Annotated in this window: 17 protein-coding genes; 2 read left to right on the top strand and 15 right to left on the bottom strand. The window is 33.5% G+C overall.

What is annotated here, in order from left to right:
* Positions 1-4: 4 nt before the first annotated feature.
* Positions 5-529: an SLOG family protein gene (locus A3I1_RS0100510; RefSeq protein WP_026216708.1), complete on the bottom strand. Its 525-nt coding sequence runs from the start codon at positions 527-529 to the stop codon at positions 5-7.
* Between the two features lie 78 nt (positions 530-607).
* On the opposite strand from A3I1_RS0100510, the gene recU reads away from it, so the two are divergent.
* On the top strand, positions 608-1,207 hold the full coding sequence (gene recU, locus A3I1_RS0100505) for a Holliday junction resolvase RecU (RefSeq protein ID WP_018369358.1): 600 nt from the start codon (positions 608-610) through the stop codon (positions 1,205-1,207).
* Positions 1,197-3,317 (top strand): penicillin-binding protein PBP1A, encoded by a 2,121-nt coding sequence (gene pbp1a, locus A3I1_RS0100500; RefSeq protein ID WP_419756764.1) that lies wholly within the window; start codon positions 1,197-1,199, stop codon positions 3,315-3,317. The genes recU and pbp1a overlap by 11 nt, the downstream gene beginning before the upstream one ends.
* 30 nt (positions 3,318-3,347) lie before the next feature.
* Here the strand turns inward: pbp1a and A3I1_RS0100495 are convergent, their stop codons facing one another.
* The 14 genes from A3I1_RS0100495 to glyQ form a co-directional block, all read right to left on the bottom strand.
* Positions 3,348-4,532 carry a serine hydrolase gene (locus tag A3I1_RS0100495; protein ID WP_051069663.1) on the bottom strand — a complete coding sequence of 395 codons (1,185 nt, stop codon included), beginning with the start codon at positions 4,530-4,532 and terminating at the stop codon, positions 3,348-3,350.
* 195 nt (positions 4,533-4,727) lie between these two features.
* Positions 4,728-5,552, bottom strand: a complete 825-nt coding sequence (nadE, locus tag A3I1_RS0100490; protein ID WP_018369355.1) for an ammonia-dependent NAD(+) synthetase — start codon at positions 5,550-5,552, stop codon at positions 4,728-4,730.
* The gene (locus A3I1_RS0100485; protein WP_018369354.1) at positions 5,549-7,009 is read right to left on the bottom strand and encodes a nicotinate phosphoribosyltransferase; all 1,461 of its coding nucleotides are present in this window, start codon (positions 7,007-7,009) and stop codon (positions 5,549-5,551) included. Before A3I1_RS0100485 ends, nadE begins: the two co-directional genes overlap by 4 nt.
* A 124-nt stretch (positions 7,010-7,133) precedes the next feature.
* The gene (trxB, locus tag A3I1_RS0100480; protein ID WP_018369353.1) at positions 7,134-8,048 is read right to left on the bottom strand and encodes a thioredoxin-disulfide reductase; all 915 of its coding nucleotides are present in this window, start codon (positions 8,046-8,048) and stop codon (positions 7,134-7,136) included.
* A 52-nt stretch (positions 8,049-8,100) separates the two neighbouring features.
* Entirely contained in the window at positions 8,101-8,325 is a 225-nt protein-coding gene (locus tag A3I1_RS0100475) for a DUF4059 family protein (RefSeq protein ID WP_018369352.1), read from the bottom strand.
* Between the two features lie 137 nt (positions 8,326-8,462).
* Positions 8,463-9,806, bottom strand: coding sequence for a DEAD/DEAH box helicase (locus tag A3I1_RS0100470; protein WP_018369351.1), 1,344 nt, complete (start codon positions 9,804-9,806; stop codon positions 8,463-8,465).
* Positions 9,807-9,870: 64 nt separating this feature from the next.
* On the bottom strand, positions 9,871-10,881 hold the full coding sequence (gene mraY, locus A3I1_RS0100465) for a phospho-N-acetylmuramoyl-pentapeptide-transferase (RefSeq protein ID WP_018369350.1): 1,011 nt from the start codon (positions 10,879-10,881) through the stop codon (positions 9,871-9,873).
* Between the two features lies 1 nt (position 10,882).
* On the bottom strand, positions 10,883-13,141 hold the full coding sequence (gene pbp2x, locus A3I1_RS0100460; protein ID WP_018369349.1) for a penicillin-binding protein PBP2X: 2,259 nt from the start codon (positions 13,139-13,141) through the stop codon (positions 10,883-10,885).
* Between the two features lies 1 nt (position 13,142).
* Complete coding sequence (gene ftsL / locus A3I1_RS0100455) at positions 13,143-13,463, bottom strand: cell division protein FtsL (RefSeq protein WP_018369348.1); 321 nt, start codon at positions 13,461-13,463, stop codon at positions 13,143-13,145.
* Entirely contained in the window at positions 13,456-14,418 is a 963-nt protein-coding gene (gene rsmH, locus A3I1_RS0100450) for a 16S rRNA (cytosine(1402)-N(4))-methyltransferase RsmH (protein ID WP_018369347.1), read from the bottom strand. Before rsmH ends, ftsL begins: the two co-directional genes overlap by 8 nt.
* A gap of 404 nt (positions 14,419-14,822) precedes the next feature.
* Entirely contained in the window at positions 14,823-16,808 is a 1,986-nt protein-coding gene (gene tkt / locus A3I1_RS0100445) for a transketolase (protein WP_018369346.1), read from the bottom strand.
* A 108-nt stretch (positions 16,809-16,916) separates the two neighbouring features.
* A complete protein-coding gene (locus A3I1_RS0100440; RefSeq protein WP_018369345.1) occupies positions 16,917-17,156 on the bottom strand; it encodes a DUF896 family protein in 240 nt (79 codons plus the stop codon).
* A gap of 9 nt (positions 17,157-17,165) precedes the next feature.
* Complete coding sequence (glyS, locus tag A3I1_RS0100435) at positions 17,166-19,202, bottom strand: glycine--tRNA ligase subunit beta (protein WP_018369344.1); 2,037 nt, start codon at positions 19,200-19,202, stop codon at positions 17,166-17,168.
* A 2-nt stretch (positions 19,203-19,204) separates the two neighbouring features.
* Positions 19,205-20,122, bottom strand: a complete 918-nt coding sequence (glyQ, locus tag A3I1_RS0100430) for a glycine--tRNA ligase subunit alpha (RefSeq protein WP_018369343.1) — start codon at positions 20,120-20,122, stop codon at positions 19,205-19,207.
* Between the last annotated feature and the right edge of the window lie 5 nt (positions 20,123-20,127).

The raw sequence follows: 20,127 nt of genomic DNA, 5'->3' as shown, positions 1-20,127 counted from the left end.
GTATTTACTCTAAATCCTCAACAATATTATTTAGTCTTTCAAAGGTAATTTGGTGAATAGTATAATTTTTTTCTTTTTTCATCAACTGATAAAGATAATCTAAATTTGACTTTTTTTCCTCATCATAAAAAAGATAAGCACTCTTGGTATGATGTAGTAAAAAATGGTTAAATTGTGACAACTGCTGAGGATTTTCATAACTAGGAAAGCTATATTTTAGAAAATCAACTTTTTTAAAATCTTGCAATTTTTCTTGATTAATAGCATTCCATTGATTCCCATGATTTTCAAAAGCAAAAAGAGTAGCAATCTTAAAATCATAATCTTGTTGTAATTCTTTAAGAACTTCTAAAGCCCAGTATTCAAACCCTAATCGTCCTGTAAAAACAAACCAATTTGCTCCATTTTCTAAAAAATCAATAAAATCTTTTTTTATTACTTTCTTAATAATATTTATCCGAATATCCTTATCTTTGAAAATCCCTAATTCAGTCATTCCATAGCCGGTCACAAGAAACACAGTCATCATTTGTCTCCTTATTTAAATTTATGTTATAATATTAGTAACTTATGTTATCATTTATCTAGAACTAGGTATAGGAGTCTCATGGTTAACTTTCCTCATAAACTTATTCGTAAGGCATCTACAAAAAAACAGACTCTTAAAACTGTTAACTTTGCAAATAGAGGGATGTCTTTTGAATCTGCTATAAACAGTACAAATAATTATTACCTAGCACATCATCTGGCGGTGATACATAAAAAACCAACACCAGTTCAAATTGTTAAGGTTGATTATCCTCAAAGAAGTCGAGCCAAAATTGTTGAAGCTTATTTTAGACAAGCCTCAACAACTGATTACTCTGGTGTCTACAAAGGACATTATATCGACTTTGAAGCTAAGGAAACTAGGCAAAAATCGGTTATGCCTATGAAAAATTTTCATAGACATCAAATTCTTCATATGAAAAAAGTGATTGAGCAAGATGGTATTTGTTTTGTCCTTCTTCATTTCTCATCTCTTAAGGAAACCTACTATCTGCCTGCAACTTATCTTATTGATTTTTATGAAATTGATAACGGAAGTAAATCTATGCCTCTTGATTATATCAAAAAAAATGGTTTTCAGATTGAAACAAAGGCTTTTCCTCAAATTCCTTATTTAGATATTATTGAACATTTTATTTTAGGTGGTGATTCCCATTAATAAGAAAAAAATTATTAAAATTTTAAAATACGCAATCAGCATTGGTGTCAGTCTTGTTATCTTGGCTATTGTTGCTGGTGGGCTATTATTTGCATACTACGTTAGTAGTGCCCCTACTTTGTCAGAAGAAAAACTCAATGCAACAAGTTCAAGTTTAGTATTTGACAAAAATGACAATCTTATTGCTGATTTAGGGGCAGAAAAAAGAGAAAGTGTATCTTCTGATAATATTCCAATCGGATTAGTCAATGCGATTACTGCTATTGAAGATCACCGTTTCTTTAATCATAGGGGAATTGATATTTACCGTATTGTTGGCTCAGCCCTACACAACTTAACAAGTTCTACCACTCAAGGAGGATCTACCCTTGACCAACAATTAATCAAACTAGCCTATTTTTCAACCAGTGAAGCTGATCAAACATTGAAAAGAAAAGCTCAAGAAGCGTGGTTAGCTCTTCAGATGGAAAGACAATATACCAAAGAAGAAATCTTAACCTTTTATATCAATAAAGTTTATATGGGAAATGGTAATTATGGTATGTTGACTGCAGCTAAATCTTATTTTGGAAAAGATTTGACTGAATTAAGTGTGCCTCAATTAGCTCTTTTAGCTGGAATTCCCCAAGCTCCAAGTCAATATGACCCTTACGGTAATCCAGAAGCAGCTCAATCAAGAAGAAATATTGTTTTAGGTCAAATGTATCAACTAAAACATATTACTAAAGAAGAGTATGAAAACGCTATAGCCACACCAGTTACCGATGGTCTTCAAGAAGCAAAAGAAAATAGTAGTTATCCTAAGTATCTTGATAACTATCTAAAAGAAGTTATCACAGAAGTTGAAAAAGAAACGCAACAAGATATTTTTTCAGCTGGTCTAAAAGTGTACACTAACGTAGACATAGATGCTCAACGCTATCTTTGGGATATCTACAATTCAGACACCTATATTAATTACCCTGATGCACAGTTTCAAGTTGCAGCAACAATTATTGATGTGACAAATGGAAGAGTTATTGCTCAGTTGGGTGGACGTAACCAAGATCCAAATGTCTCATTTGGAACAAATCAAGCTGTCCTAACAGATAGAGACTGGGGTTCAACGATGAAACCTATTTCTGCCTATGCACCTGCCATTGAAAATAGAGTCTACACTTCAACTGCCCAATCACTAAATGATTCAATTTATTATTGGCCTGGTACTTCTGATCAATTATTCAACTGGGATAGACAATATTATGGTTGGATGACGATGCAAACAGCTATTGTTCAATCACGAAACGTTCCTGCGGTTAAAACCTTAGAAGCAACTGGTCTGAAAAAAACTCAAGACTTTCTAGAAAAACTCAACATTAATTATCCTCAAATGCATTATTCTAATGCCATTTCTAGTAATACAAGTAGTGGAGAAGCAAAGTATGGTGCTAGTAGTGAGAAAATGGCCGCAGCATATGCAGCTTTTGCTAATGGAGGTATTTATTACAAACCACAATATATTAATAAAATTGAATTTAACGATGGTACCGTTAAAACTTATGAAGATAGTGGCAGTAAAGCTATGGAAGAGACTACTGCTTATATGATGACTGATATGATGAAAAAAGTTCTCACTTATGGAACAGGAACAGAAGCTGCTATACCAGGAATTTATCAAGCTGGTAAGACGGGGACTTCTAACTATACCGATGAAGAGCTAGCTGTTATTGAAGAAAGATTAGGTATCAATCCTTATTCAGTTGGTACTATGGCTCCTGATGAAAACTTTGTTGGTTACACACCACAGTATGCTATGGCCGTTTGGACAGGTTATAAAGATCGGTTAATGCCTGTGTATGGTGATGGTTTAAATATTGCAGCTAGAGTTTATCGTCATATGATGACTTATCTGACTCAAAATGGAAATGAAGACTGGCAGATGCCAACCGGACTATATCGTAGTGGTGATTTTCTCTATCTAAGAGGAAGCTATAATACCAATACCTTTACGACTACTGAAGAAACAACCTCTGAGGAAACTACTACTGAAGAAACAACCTCCGAGGAAACTACTACTGAGGAATCCCAAGAAACTACTTTTTCAAGTGAACAAATAACAGAAACACAATAAAAAAGTCATTATAATGACTTTTTTATTGTGTTATTTTTTTATTAAAAGATAAATAAGAATTCCTAAAAGAGAAATGATGGCTGTTCCAACAATAAATAAAACAGGTAATAGATAATCAAAGGATGATTGTTCTAAAAAAGTATTTTCTTGAGTCATTTGATCATTATCAGGGGTCTTTTTTGTTGTGTTCTGTGCTAGTTCTTCTTTTTTTTGTGTTTCAATAAAACCTTGTTGAAATAAGGTGTTGATGAAAGAGTGACGGTAAAACTCTCCATTTTGGTCAGACCAATCTCCAACTCCCATAACAACAACTATCAGTCGTTTATCTCCTTGTTTGGCTGTTGTCATTGCATTAAAACCTGCTGAAGGACTTGAACCTGTTTTAAGACCATCAACACCTTCAAAAGGGTAGACACCACCAGGTAAAGAATGATTATAAGAGGTAAAATAAGCCTCATATGGAGTTCCAACCATTACTGTTACATTAGTTTGATTGGTATAATTCACAATCTCTGGGAAATTTTTCAAAAAGTAGTAAGCAAGAGTCGCAAAATCTTTTGCGGTTGTTAGGTTGGTTGCTTCATTATCATATCGATCAGGACTATAATAGCCATTAAAAGCAGATGCCACAGCACCACTAGCATTATTAAATTGAGTGTTTGTCATTCCCAATTCTTTAGCTTTAGCATTCATTTTATCAATGAAATTAGAGGCATTATTTTCTGAAAGATAATTAGCAATCATGATGGTAGCAGCATTTGAAGAGGGAACAATTGTCATTGTGATCAAATCTTTAATCGGATAAGCAACGCCAGCAACAATAGTATTATTACTAATTTCATAAATTTGACTGATTGCTTGATCTGTCTCAGTTGCTACAATTGTTGAATCAAGAGTTAAATCACCTTTTTGTAACTCTTCAAATAATAAATAAAGAGTCATCATTTTAGACATACTTGCCGGGTCTCTTTGAACATCAGCGTTTTCTGCCCATAAAACCTCACCTGTATCAGCATCCATTGTAATAGAAGCCTTAGGTTTATTATTTTCATCTACTTCATAGCCAGCCTGCCTTGTAAGTGTCACAAGATCCTCTGTAGTATCATCTGCAAAAACAAATGTGATGGTAGAAAATAGTAACATTAAAAATGTTACACTTGCAATGAATTTTTTCACTAGTATTAACTCCTTAATAAATTGAACTGCAATCAACATTATAACAAACCAATCATAAATAGTAAATCCACTAAAAATAAAAAGGAAAAATCTTCTTTCTGATAAAATTTACCTGATAAACCATCAAGAGACAGTTGCTGAAATTAAAACTTATGCTTAGTAAATTAATAGTATCAATCAGCATGTCTCACATAAGTACATCATAAGAAGTTATAATCTATCTACTAAAATCTTTTATTTCCAAAATTCATCAAAAATTGTGATTGGTAGGTGTCTTTTATGTTTTGTTTTTTGCCACCAATCTTCTATTTTATCTTGAGCTTCTTTATTTATTTTCTTACCTTCAAGATAATCATCGATGTTATCATAAGTAACACCAAGCGCTACTTCATCTGATTGGCCTGGTTTATTATCTTCCAAATCAGCAGTTGGTATCTTTTCATACAAGATAGAATTAGCTCCTAATTCTTTTAGAAGACTTCTGCCTTGCCTTTTATTAAGACGAAAAAGAGGCAAGATGTCTGAACCACCATCTCCAAATTTAGTAAAAAAACCAGTAATATTTTCTGCTGCATGATCTGTTCCAATAACAACTCCGGAAGTTTCTCCAGCAATAGCATATTGGGTAATCATTCTCTGACGTGCTTTGATGTTCCCCTTATTAAAATCTGATATACTGACACCTTCTGCTTTTAATACATTGACTTGAGCATCAACAGATTCTTTTATGTTAACAGTAATTAATTTATCTGGCTTGATAAAATCAAGAGCAATTTGAACATCTGCTTCATCAATTTGAATAGCATATGGCAATCTGACAGCTATAAATTGATAATTTGCATCACCTGTTTCTTGCCTCAATTCCTCTATTGCCATTTGAGCTAAACGACCTGCAAGTGTAGAATCTTGACCTCCTGAAATACCTAAAACATAGGTTTTCAAGAAATCGTGTTTTTTTAAGTAGTCTTTTAAAAAATCAATTGATATTCTGATTTCAGCTTTAGGATCTATTTGTGGTTTAACACCAAGTTGTTTAATAATATCTTTTTGTAAACTCATTTATCAACTCCTTTGGAAAAAGCTTCTGTTCTCACATAATCAATTAAGTCCATTTTGTTTTGCCACACATCTAATGCCAAATCAACCGGATAATCTTGAGGATTAAGCACACGTTTATACTCATCCCAAAGTTGTTCAAATTCCTTTCTAGCATAGTTTTTAATGTCTGCTAAGCTAGGTAAGTCATAAACAAGTCGACCTTCTTTAAAGACATCAATCAATAATGGTACTGCTTTAAAATCCTTAACAGTTTTTCTAATATAGGTATAAACGGGATGGAACATTTCAATTTTATCTAATTGGTTCACATCTGTTTCTGCAAAAGTAATATAGTCTCCTTCAGATTTGCCTTTAGCCCTACTTGTAATACGCCAAACTTGTTTTTTACCTGGCGTTGACACTTTTTCAGCATTATTTGATAGCTTAATAGTATCACGTAGTTGTCCATTATCATCTTCAATAGCAACAATTTTATAAACAGCACCAAGAGCTGGCTGATCATAGGCTGTGATAAGTTTGGTTCCAACACCCCAAACATCAATTTTAGCTTTTTGCATTTTTAAATTTAAAATAGTGTTTTCATCTAGATCATTAGAAGCATAAATTTTAGCATTGGAAAAACCAGCTTCATCTAATTGTTGTCTAACTTTTTTGGAAAGATAAGCCATATCTCCAGAGTCGATACGAACACCTTTAAAATTAATCTTATTACCAAGTTCTTTAGCAACTCTAATGGCCGAAGGAACTCCTAGTCGAAGAGTATCATAAGTATCTACTAAGAAAACACAATCCTTATGTGACTTAGCATAAGCTATGAAAGCATCATAGTCATTACCATAGGCTTGAACAAATGAATGCGCGTGAGTCCCTGAAACAGGAATATCAAAAATCTTACCTGCACGAACATTACTTGTTGCATCAGCCCCACCAATGACTGCTGCTCTCGTCCCCCAGATAGCAGCATCCATTTCTTGAGCACGACGACTACCAAATTCAAGTAGTGGTTCATTTTCAATCACCGATTTTATACGAGCTGCTTTTGTAGCAATTAGAGTTTGGAAATTAACAATATTTAAAAGCGCTGTCTCGATAAGTTGACACTGTGCAAGTGGTCCTTCTACTTGAATAATTGGTTCATTAGCAAAAACTAAATCACCTTCTTTAGCAGATCTAAGCGTTAATTTCAACTCAAAATTTGAAAGATAATCTAAAAAATCTTGAGGATATCCCAATTGTTTTAAATAAGCTAGATCACTCTCTGAAAATTTAAGATCTTTTAAATAGTTAACAATTCGCTCAAGACCAGCAAATATAGCATACCCATTATTAAAGGGTTGTTTCCTAAAAAAGACTTCAAAAACGGCTCTTTTATCTTGGATGCCTCTTTCAAAATAAACTTGCATCATATTAATTTGATATAAATCAGTGTGTAAACTTAAACTATCGTCTGAATACATATTTTTCTCCTCTTTTATCTTCTTTCTATTATAACATAAGAACAAAAAAACACGGAAATCCCGTGTTTTTAGTCTTTATTAAATCTTTAATTAAGAAAAATAATTGTTTGCTCTTTAATAATAATTAGCTATTTTCTATCACATATTGATAAACGTTTTGTGCTGCAATAGCTCCATCTGCTACAGAAGTAGTAATCTGTCGGAAGGATTTTTGGCGCACATCACCAACAGCAAATATTCCTGGAATTTTTGTTTTCATATTTTCATCTGTGATAATCCAACCAGATTCGTCAGTAATACCCAAGTTAGAAACTATGCTTGAAACTGGAATAAGACCAACATAAATAAAAACACCTCCAAATTCTTGTTCTGTGATTTCTTTGGTCTTCACATTTTCAAAAACAACACTTTTAACTTTAACATTATCTCCTTTAATTTCTTTAACCACTGTATCCCAAATAAATTTAATTTTATCGTTTGTAAACGCTCTTTCTTGAAGCACCTTTTGAGCACGTAATTCATCCCGTCGATGAACAATAGTAACACTTTTAGCCAATCGTGCTAAAAAGATAGATTCCTCAACTGCAGAGTCTCCACCACCAACAACTAATAAATCTTGATCTCTAAAGAATGCCCCATCACAAATAGCACAGTAAGATACACCTCGACTGCTAAAAGTGTCCTCACCTGGTGCTCCTAACAAACGATGTTTAGCACCAGTTGCAATAATCACTGTCTTTGTTTCATAAATGTTATCATCTGTTTTTACAATTTTGTAACTACCCTTATCTTCGATAGAAGTCACGATACCATATATATTTTCAACTCCCATTTTAGCAAGTGGTTCATACATTTTCATTGATAATTCTGGGCCAGAAATTAATTCAAATCCCGGATAGTTTTCAATGTCTGCGGTATTATTCATCTGACCACCTGGTGCTCCTTGTTCAATTGTAGCTACTTTTAAATTACTTCTAGCTGCATAAAGTGCAGCAGTAATTCCTGCAGGACCGGCACCGATGACAATTAAATCATACATATCTTTACCTATAATTCTTTCTATAAATTTCTTGTTTTTTGTAATGAGGTTTCTAAGCTTTAACCATTAAAATCACAGTCATAAAAGCAAATGATAAGATTGGAATGGTAATGATAGCTATTAAAAAAGCATCATATAAAGCAGCTTGCCGATCAACTGCTGTTTTATCTTTTCGTTTTAAAACTCTAAAAAGCATCCATATTACTAGCAATAAAAAAACCATCATGACTGCTGCTGCTAAGCCTTGTAAATAAAGACTAAATACTTCTATTAGCATATTTTCACCTAAACTAGTTCCTCATTCAATTTCAAATTATAACAGATATTAATTGCTTTAGCTATCAATCTGTCCTAAATTTTATTTTATAATATTTCGTTAGTTATCACTATTTTTTTAATCGGAAAAATATCTGATTAAAAATTCTGTTTTTTAGCTTTCCTAGCATTTCTATTCTTGGTACGTGCTTCAACTCGTTTTTCTTTACGACGTTTTTGATCAACTGCCCATTTGATTTTCTTTTTATAACCAGGTTTAATTTTTTTCTTTTTTTTCTTTACTAGACCAATCATTTCAATGTCTAATTTTTCTTGCTTTTTTTCACGATTTTGACGTCGCTCCCGATCATAAGTATCCTCAAAACTACCATTTTTAATGACTTTAGGGATAAAGCGAATACCCATTTTCTCAAGTTCACGAATATCAGAATCATCACTAGGCTGATAAAGTGTAATAGCAGTCCCTTTCAACTTATTTCTACCTGTTCGTCCAACACGATGAACAAAGAAGGATAAATCTTGAGGAATCGCATCATTAATCACATGACTAACACCTTCAATATCTATACCTCTTGCCGCAAGATCAGTTGCTACAATGTACTCATAATCTAATTTTTTGATTTGTGACATCAATCGCTTTCGTTCACGCGGAGGCACTCCACCATGAATTTTAGCAACTTTCATGCCATTTGATGATAAAAAAGTATGAAGTTCATCAGCCCGTTCCTTCGTATTAACAAAAATCATAGCCATGTATGGTTGAAGAGCTTTAATCATCGTTAGAAGTTGGTTATTTTTCTCACGTCCTTTGGTTGAAATCAACCAATTCTCGATAGTATCAGAAATAACTGTATTAGTTTTTATTTTTTCAATCACTGGTTGTGTCAAATACTTTTTTAAAAAAGGCTTTAATTTTTCAGGAATTGTAGCTGAAAAAACTAAAATTTGAACTGATTTTGGTAGATGGCTGGCAATACGATCAACTGTTTCTAAAAAACCCATATCTAAAGTCATATCAGCTTCATCAATCACCAGTGTTTGAGCTAGATGAATATCAAGACTTCCTGATTTGATCAAATCATAAATACGTCCTGGTGTTCCAATAACAATATGTGGTTGATTATTCTTCAGCTTATCAATTTGTCTAAGTTTATCTGTTCCACCCACATAATTAGCAATACGAATGGGGATCTTAGAAAATTGAGCAATTTGACGTGTCGCATCATATATTTGTATTGCAAGTTCTCTACTTGGAGATGTAATGACAACTTGGACAGTATTATTTGTTTCATCAATTTTTTCAAAAATTGGAAGTAAAAAAGTGTGTGTCTTACCTGATCCAGTTTTAGATTCTCCAACTAAATCCTTTCCTGATTTCACGATTGGAATTAACTGTTTTTGAACCTCTGTTGGTTCTTTAAAACCTAAATCAATCAAGGCTTCATTAATATAATCTTTAAATTTAAATTCTTTAAATAACATTTTTTCCTCTTTTCTTATTACCTATATCATAACAAATTAAACAGCAGTTATCTGCTGTTTTGTTTTAAACATATAATATCACTAAGGTAATAAGACCAGCAAGTAGACCTATTCCCCAAAACACAATATCCACTCGCCATTCTGACCAAGCTTTACCTCGTCCTGTAAAACCACCCAATTCAAAATGATGATGAAGTGGAGTCATTCGAAAAATTCGTTTCCCCTGTCCGGTTCTTTTTTTTGTCCATCTAAAATAAGCAACTTGAAGTATGACAGAACTAGTTTCAAGAACATAGACGATACCTATCAATAAGAGTGTCCATTCTTGGTGCAAAGCAATTGAAATGGCCGCTAACATTGCTCCTAATGCTAAACTTCCCACATCTCCCATAAAAATCCTAGCAGGTTTCTTATTGAAGACAAAAAATGCAAGTAAAGCTCCAACCATCGTTGCAATAACAAGTAAAATTCCCATTTGTCCTTGTTTATAAGCAATAACAGCGTATGTTAATAGACTAATAACAACTGATATAGAAGCCAACCCATCAATACCATCTGTTAGGTTGACAGCATTTGAAAAGCCAACTAACCAGAATAAAACAAATATCACATAAAGAATTCCTAAATGAAGGGAAAATCCTAATATATTTAAAGCATTTGTACCACTTCCTTGTATGTACAAAACATAAAAAATGGTACCCCCTAAAAGTTGAAGCAATAATTTTTGCCAGGCTTTCAAACCTTCGTTTCTTTTTTTAAAAATTTTTAAGAAATCATCAAAGAAACCAATCATTCCATAGATTAGTATTACTAATAAGATACCAAGAACTGCATTTGTATCAACTTTATCTCCTCTCAAAAATAATAAAGTTAAAAATGTTGAAATGATAAAAGAAATTACTAAAAAGACAGTTCCACCCATTGTTGGTGTTCCAGCTTTATCAAGATGTTGTTTAACATCTTCATGCATTTGTTGTCCTTCAATTTTTTTCAACTGATAAAAACGTATAAAATGAGGTGTTAATAAAGTAGTTGCCAGAAAAGCGAGAGAACTCGCTGCTAGACTTAGTAACATACTAATCTCCTAGTGTAATTGTTAATTTTTTTAATTTTTTCAAACTCGTACCAACATCTTTACTTTGTTTGATAACAGTTCCTTCTTTACTTCCTTTAAAAGTGATTTCAATGTCTAACCATTTAGCAAATTGTTCAACATTCTTTTTAGTCCACCCATACATATCTGGTAAAGTTTCAAAACTATTTGTCAATAATAAAATTTGTTGATTTTCTTTTAGCTCTTTGCCTTTCAAAACAGAAGATTTTTCAATTTTATCGCCAAGTCCTAAAATTATAGGGCTAACCAGATTACGATGTAATTCATCAGAAATAGTACCAGGGTCTTCGCCAATAACTTTTGGAAGTTTGTAAGTCATTTTTTTATTTGAAACAGAAACAACTGGCTCTGTTAAAATTGGTTTCATAGACATTGCTTCTTCTAAAACAGGATTGACCAAATCTCGCCAAAAAAGAAACGACCAATGTTCAGGTTGTTGCAATGTAACATACATAATAAAATCAGGTTCGTCAGAAGGAACCATTGCTACAACTGAATATATATTATTTAATTCACCTTCTAAGTAACCAGCGCCATTTTCCTTAGCAATCTGAGCAGTACCTGATTTAACTGCAACTGACTCATTACCAACTTGGATAACTGGCCCATAATCTTGACTATAAAGCGTTCCATGAATAGGATCAGTACCAACAGTTACCATATATTGACGTGTTTGAGAAGCAGCTAGCGCAGAAATAGGATTCCCAACAATTTCAGTTTTTCCAACACGCGATGTATCAGTATTTGGGTCATAGATTTGACTGATAAATTTTGGTTGTAGCATAATCCCATCGTTAGAAATAGCTGTAAAAGCTCTTAACATTTGAATTTGAGAAACATTTATTCCTTGACCAAACGAACTCATAGCTGTTGTAACAACATTGTCAGAATTGACTTTTCCTGGGTTTTCTTGAACATCGCCGTATCCCATACCAAAGCGTGTTCTGATACCAAAACGAAACTTCTCTAAATAATTTAACCAAGTGTCATGTCCCATATTAAGCTCTAATTGTGTCATAGCAACATTACTAGAATGGGCAAATCCTTGAACAAAATTTCTAATTGTTCCTTGAGAACTGCCATCATTAATATCCCAGTCCTGAATTGTTGTATCAGCAACTGTTATACCTTTACTGTTGTCAATGGTAGCATTTGGATTAAAGGTTTTATTATCAATCGCAGAAGCAACTGTCATCACTTTCAGAGTGGAACCTGGTTCATAACTAGTTTGGTAAAGTAGATTTTGCCATTCAAAACCTTCAACACCAAAACCTTCTTTTGTGTCAGAATCATAGGTTGGTCTTTGTGTTGTTGCTAAAATTTCTCCAGTTTTAGCATTAACAACTGTTGCACTCGCATTAACCCCATTGGCTTTTTCTTGAAAAATATTCATATGAGCTTCTAGATAAGTTTGTAGAGGTGCATATAAAGTCGTGTAGACATCTTTACCATCTAGAGCTTCTTTAACTGTCGTTGCTGTCCCAAGAAGAGTATTGCCATTTTTATCTTTTTGGTAGGTCACGATGCCATCTGTCCCTGATAAAATATCGTTTAAAGTATACTCTAATCCTCCGGACCCTGTAAGGGTTTTACCTCCATTTTTATCTTCTTTAACCGTTGTATAACCAACTAACTGAGAAGCAAAAACACCATTTGGATACATTCTTCCTGGGCTAGTAGTAAACCCAATCCCTTGAATATTAGCTTCTTGCATGGCTTTAGTAATTTTTGTCATTACACCATAACTAATATTGTCTCCTTTTGGACCAAATAAAACCTGTGAGGCATCTCTTTTAAGTTGCTCAATCACATAGTCTTTATCAATATCAAGATAATCTTTTAAGATATCCCCAACCTTATCATATTGAAAAGATTGTATATATAATTTCTCATCATTAATTGAGATATAATTTTTATCAATAACAGCATAAATAGAGTAGGTTGTTGAATCTTCTGCTATTACCTCACCAACCCTATCAAGTATTGAACCTCTTTTCGCCTGAACTTTTTGGGTAGTTTGATAAACAGTTTTTGCTTTTTCAGAAAGATCTACCCCAAATTTACTGTCAGTTCCAATGATAATAATAAAATTAATCATAAAGACTAGAAAAATAAAAATGGCTAAAATCATCATGTTTTGACCAACATGCTCTCTATTTTCAGCAGGAATTTTTCTGTTTTTGGTAACAAATTGTAAAAATCGCTTTTTCAAATTTTTCATGTCATTCCACCCTTTGACTATTTCCACCTTGAATAGTTAAACCAGCTTCTTCAGCAATTTCAGAAATGCGATCGTAACGTGTTAGCTCATTAACTTCTTGTTTAACATTATCAAATTCATCCCTTTGGTTATTAATTTTTTTATTCAGTTGTGAAATTTCTTGCTGTAGCTGAAAATTACGACTTTGAATATAAACAATACCAACAGATAAAATAATAGCTGTGATAATCAAGGCACCATAAAAGGCTTTTTCAATTCTCGTAAATGTTTTTATTCTTTTTTGAATCACATTAATGATGACTTCATTCTTTTTTTCATTCATTAGCTTTTTTCCAAATTCTTCTTGCCACTCGCAATTTAGCCGAGTGGGAGCGATTGTTTTTTTCTAATTCTTTTGGTTGCGGCAAGATTGGTTTTTTGTTAACCAATTCAAACTGTGGTTTCATTCCTTCAGGAATAAAAGGAAGACCTTTTGGTACATGAACAGTACTTGCATCTTTAAATAATTGTTTGACTAAACGATCCTCTAAAGAATGAAAGGTGATAACAGATATATAGCCATCAACAGCCAACATCTCCAAAGCTTGTTGAATAGACTCATCAGCTGCACCCAACTCATCGTTAACTTCAATACGAATCGCTTGAAAAAGTTGTTTGGCCGGATGACCTTTTTTCTTTAATTCTTTAGCCGGCTTACTAGCTTTAATGATATCAACTAATTCTGTTGTTGTTGTAATAGGTTTTACTTGTCTAGATTTTTCAATGTTTCTTGCGACTTGTTTTGAAAACTTGTCTTCCCCATATTTAAAAAAGAGACGAACTAGGTCATGGTAATCATAGTGATTAACAACATGGTATGCTGATAGTTTGGCTTCTTGATTCATACGCATATCAAGGGGTGCATCTTTTTTATAGGAGAAGCCTCGTTCGCGATGATCAAGTTGAGGGCTTGACACTCCTAAATCATAGAGAATACCGTCAATTTCTTTAACATTATGAGCTAATAAGGCTTGTTTGAGATTTCTAAAATTATCTTTAATAAAAGTCACTTGACCATTTGAAATAAAAGTTGCAAGTTCTTTTTTAGCATTATCAATAGCTGTTTGATCTTGATCAAAACAGTACAAATGTCCATTGAGATTCAACTTTGAAAGTAAATAGTTACTATGTCCTGAACCACCTAAAGTAGCATCTACATAAATACCATCTGGTTTAACATGTAACATATCGACAGTTTCTTGCAAAAGAACTGTTGTGTGGTTAAAATCATTAGTCATAACCTTTATTTTAACATAAACTTAGTCTTTTATAAACTGTTTTTCATTAGGACCCCACTTATTTTCACAAACATATCTAACAGCTAATATTTTAAAGACTTTAAGATTTAAAAGCTTTAACGCGTAAGAAATTTTCTTTTAACTTTTTCTACTCTTTGAATCAGGATCTCATTTTATGATAAATTCACTTTCGAATTACTAAAATTTGGTTTTAAAACAAACATAATGAATGATTCTCTAAAATAGTTGTTCCCAGAAAAACAATAACATAAAGTACATTGACCTCTTTAATTATAGAATAAATTATCTTTATAAAGAGCAAATTTAAAGAAAACCTTTGTTAACGTCCTATAAAAAACCCTCACTAACTCTTAAAAAGAGATAATGAAGGTTAGTACCTATTCTTATAAACTATGATAATGGTTTAAAACATTTTCAACTGTGAAACCATACTCTTCTAATAATAAATTTCCTGGCGCAGAAGCTCCCCAAGTATCAATGGTTAGTGTTTTTCCTGATAAACCAACATATTTACCCCAACCATAACTTGTTGCTGCTTCAATAGCTAAACGTTTAGTGATGTGTGATGGTAAAATATTTTCTTGATAATCTTTATCTTGTTCATCAAAAATGTTCTGTGATGGCATTGATACCACTCGGACATAAATATTTTTTTCTTCCAGTTCTTTTTGAGCATCAAGTGCCAATTTAACTTCACTGCCTGTGGCAATCAAGATACCATCAAGGTTTCCTTTTTCTTTAGATAAAATGTAAGCACCTTTATCAACACCAGCTTTTGCTAATTCTTTTGTTCCTTCAAGAGTTGGAAGGTTTTGACGTGTTAACACAAGCATTGTTGGTCGCTTCGTTTCAGCTAAGGCACGCACCCAAGCTGCATTAACTTCATTACCATCAGCTGGACGGATAACATTAAGATTTGGCATTGAGCGAACACTTGCTAATTGTTCTATTGGTTCATGTGTTGGACCATCTTCACCAACAGCGATAGAATCATGAGTCATTACATATATTGTTGGTAATTCCTGTAAAGCAGCCATTCGAACAGCTGGAAGAAGGTAGTTAGAAAAAACAAAGAAGGTGCCACCATAAACACGTGTACCACCATGAAGAGCAATCCCATTCATAGCTGCTGCCATAGCAAATTCGCGTACGCCAAACCAGATGTTGCGTCCTTGATAGTTATCCACTTGAAAGTCTGTATCATTAGCAATCATTGTGTTATTAGATGCTGAAAGGTCAGCAGAGCCACCCCATAATAATGGTACTTGTTCAGCAATCTGTTGAATGGCTTTTTGACTAGTTACTCGGCTAGCAAGGTTAGTCTCTACGTCATAATCTTCTAGTGTCACTTCAATTGGTGAATCAAAGAAAGCTTGTTGGTACTCTTTAGCTAATTCTGGGTATTCTTTTTTATAACGTGCAAAAAGGTCATTCCATGAGTTTTCTGCTTCTTCTCCTCTTTGCCCTAAACTAGTTTGGAAACGTTCAGTCACTTCTTTTGGAACAGTAAATTCTGGATAAGACCATCCATAAATTGATTTTGCAAAGCTCACCCCATCTTTACCAAGTGGAGCTCCATGGACAGCACTAGTTCCTTGATTTTGAGCGCCATACCCAATAACAGTTTTAACTTCAATGATAGTTGGTTTATTGGTTTCAGCTTGTGCTTGCTTTATAGCTTCACTAATAGCCTCTAAATCATTACCATCTGTGACAAGAAGGTGTTGCCAACCATATGCTTCAAAACGACCTTTAACATCTTCTGTAAAAGCTTTTGAAGTTGGTCCATCAAGAGAGATATCATTAGAATCATAAAACAAAATTAATTTACCCAATTTTAAGTGTCCAGCAAGACTAGCAGCTTCTTGACTGACACCTTCCATCAAATCCCCATCACCATTAAGAACATAGGTATAATGGTCAACAATATCAAACCCTGGTTTATTAAATTTAGCAGCTAAATGAACTTCAGCCATAGCCATACCAACTGCATTTGCAATACCTTGGCCCAATGGACCAGTTGTTGCTTCAACACCATCAGTGTGATTAACTTCTGGATGACCTGGTGTTTTTGAACCCCATTGACGGAAGTTTTTTAAATCCTCAATACTTAATTGGTAACCCGCTAAATGTAACAAGCTATAGAGCATAGCACTACCGTGACCAGCAGATAAAATAAAACGGTCTCTGTTTGTCCACTTACGACTAGTTTTTGGGTTTGCTTTCAAGAAATAATTCCAAAGCACATAAGCCATTGGAGCTGCTCCCATTGGGAGACCTGGATGTCCGGAATTAGCTTTTTGGATAGTATCAATTGATAGGGTACGAACGGTATTAACTGCCAACTGATCAATATTGTCAAATGTCATTAATGTGACCTCTCTCTATTTTTTATCTCTTTCATTATAGCATAAATCTATCATTAGGTTAATATTAAAAAGTCACTTGTTTTAGTGACTTTTTAATCATCATAAACTTTATTTTCGACCATGCAACCCCTTTTGGCGTTGAATTTCTTTTAATTTTTCTGGCGTCACATCATTCCCTTTTTCATCAACTAATTTTAGACCTTCGATATGATGTTTAATAGAACGACGATAGCCTTCAATGTATTCTTTTCTAAGAATTGCTTGTTCCATTTTTTCTTCTTCAGTAAGACCTTGCATTTTTTTCTTTTTTGCTAATTCATTAATACGATTAATTTTTTCTTGCTTCATAAAATCTCCCTATTTAGTATTAATTTTATTGAAGGTAGCGATTTGGTTAGCTTTAGTTTTTAATTGTGCTAAAATTGCTAAACGATTGTCTTTTAACGCTTGATTATCCACCATAACCATAGTGTTGTCAAAAAAAGCATCAATGATTGGACTTAATGCAAATAAGTTATCTAAATTATCTGAAATGTCACTAGCTAAATCTAACGATTCGATAGCTTGATATAATTTAGCTTCAAAAGAATTTTCAAACAAGGACTCATCAACCTTGTCTATATTTGCTTTATCTGCTAAATTAAAGACACGTGATAAGCTTTCTACTGATGTTTTAAAATTATCTTGTCTTGCTTTTTCGGAAATAGCTAGACTAGTCTCAAGAAGTGTACGAACAACAGATGTTTCACTTGATAAAACAGCTTCAATAATATCTTTGGAAATATCTGCTCCCATCATTTTTTCTATCCTTGCTAAAATAAAAGTCATAACTTCTGACTGATTCCTATAGCTAAAAGGAGTCACATCTAATTGATAAATACTAGTAATCAAATCTTCTAAAGATAAAGACCAACCGAATTTATCCAAGATACGAACAATACCTTGTGTTGCTCGTCTAAGAGCATATGGATCATTAGAGCCACTTGGAATAAGATCGACACTGAAAAATGATAAAAGAGTGTCCAGCTTATCTGCAATAGCAAGAACGGCACCTACTAAACTGTCTGGCAATTCACCTTCAGCACTAATTGGCATGTAGTGCTCTCGAATAGCAGAAGCTACAACAGAGTTTTCACCAGCAAGAAGAGCATATTTTTCACCCATAATACCTTGCAATTCGTCAAATTCACCAACCATTCCAGTTAGTAAATCAAATTTGTAAATTTTACTGGATCGAATAAGATTAGCTAGTTCATTACTCGATAAGTCCAATTGACTTCCAATAAGATTAGCAATTTTTTCAACTCTCTCCATATGTTCATAAAGAGAACCAATTTTTTCATGGAAGGTTACTTGTTTTAATTTATCAACTAAATTGTCAATCTTCAATTTTTGATCTTCACGCCAGAAAAATTCGCCATCCTCCAAACGTGCCAACAAGACCTTTTCATTACCTTGAATGACATTTTGAAGTCCTTGATCATTACCATTACGTACAGAAATAAAGTGTGGTAAAAGTTGACCAGTTTGATTTCTTACAACAAAATAACGTTGATGTGATTTCATTGAGGTAATCAAAACTTCTTCTGGAATATCAAGATATTTGATATCAAAACTTCCCATGAAGGCAGTTGGGTATTCTACTAGATTTAGCACTTCATTAAGTAATTTTTCATCAATTTCAACCACAATATTTTTTTCTTTTTCAATAGCTTTGATTTGCTCAATAATCATGTTTTCACGTTCAACACTGTTGGTAATGACAAATTCTTTTCTCAAATCATCTTCATAACTGTCAGAAGACGTAATGGCAACTTCTTTCCCGAGGAAGCGATGACCACGACTAATTCTGTTACTTGTGATATCAAGAAAGTCCATTGTCAACATCTCATCGTTTAATAAAACAATCAATGTATGAACGGGACGAATAAATTCAAAGCGATTTGAAGCCCAGTGCATACTGACTGGAAATGTCAAACTTTTTAGAAGTTCTGGGATAGCTTGCAGTACTTCTTTAGCTGGTTTTCCTACCTCTTTTTTTGTTACATAAATATATTCTGTGCCTTTGATATCACGCAAAGTAATATCTTCAACTGTTAGCCCTTTTCCTCTTACAAATCCTTGAGCAGCTTTTGTAAATGCACCATTTTCATCCAAAGCGATTGATTTTGCTGGTCCTTTAAATTCTTCAATCAAATCAGTTTGTCGATCAGCTAAATTAATAACTCTAACAGCTAAACGTCTTGGCGTTGAAAACATTTCAATTTTATCAAAACTTAATCGTTTTTCTTTTAAAAACTGTCCCATTTTATCACGTAATTGCTTCATGCTTGATGTGACAACATAGGCAGGCATCTCTTCTAAGCCAAGTTCAATTAATAAATTCTTTGTCATTTCTATTTATCCTCCTTTGCAAGTAATGCTTTTCTTGTTTCATCATCCAAAAGAGGATAACCTAAGCGTTTTCGTTCTGCTATAAACGTTTTTGCCACTTCACGTGCTAAATTTCTGATTCGTGCAATATAACCTGCTCGCTCTGTCACAGAAACTGCTCCTCTAGCATCCAAAAGATTGAAAGTGTGAGAGCATTTTAAAACATAATCATATGCAGGATGGACTAAACAGTCGACTAAACAGCGATTGGCTTCTTTTTCAAATTTCTCAAAATTAGTTAGTAATAACTCTTGATCACTCACTTCAAAACTATATTTAGAGTGTTCATATTCTGGTTGTTTAAATATTTCTCCATATTTAACCCCATCTGCCCATTCAATGTCGTAAACAGAAGTCACTTCCTGAATATATGACGCTAAACGCTCTAAGCCATAAGTCACCTCAGCAGTAACTGGACTGGTTGGTAACCCACCAACTTGTTGAAAATATGTAAATTGTGTAATCTCCATACCATCTAACCATACTTCCCAACCGAGTCCGGCTGATCCGGTTGATGGATTTTCCCAATTATCCTCAACAAAACGAATATCATGCTCTAAGGGATTAATCCCTAAAACCTCCAAACTTTGAAGATAAAGTTCCTGAATATTACTTGGACTTGGCTTCATAACGACTTGAAATTGGTGATGTTGATAAAGACGATTAGGATTTTCACCATAACGTCCATCGGCTGGCCTTCTGCTTGGTTCTACATAAGCTGCATTCCAAGGTTCTGGTCCAATAGCACGAAGAAATGTGTACGGGCTCATCGTTCCAGCACCTTTTTCATTGTCATAAGCTTGCATAAGTAAACACCCTTGTTCATTCCAGAAATTTTGAAGTGTTAAAATAATTTCTTGAAAGGTTAATTTTTTTGCCATCTTTT

Source organism: Streptococcus marimammalium DSM 18627, assembly GCF_000380045.1.
GTDB classification, from domain to species: domain Bacteria; phylum Bacillota; class Bacilli; order Lactobacillales; family Streptococcaceae; genus Streptococcus; species Streptococcus marimammalium.
Note: the sequence above shows the minus strand (reverse complement) of the source record. Positions and strands in the feature narration are given on the sequence as shown.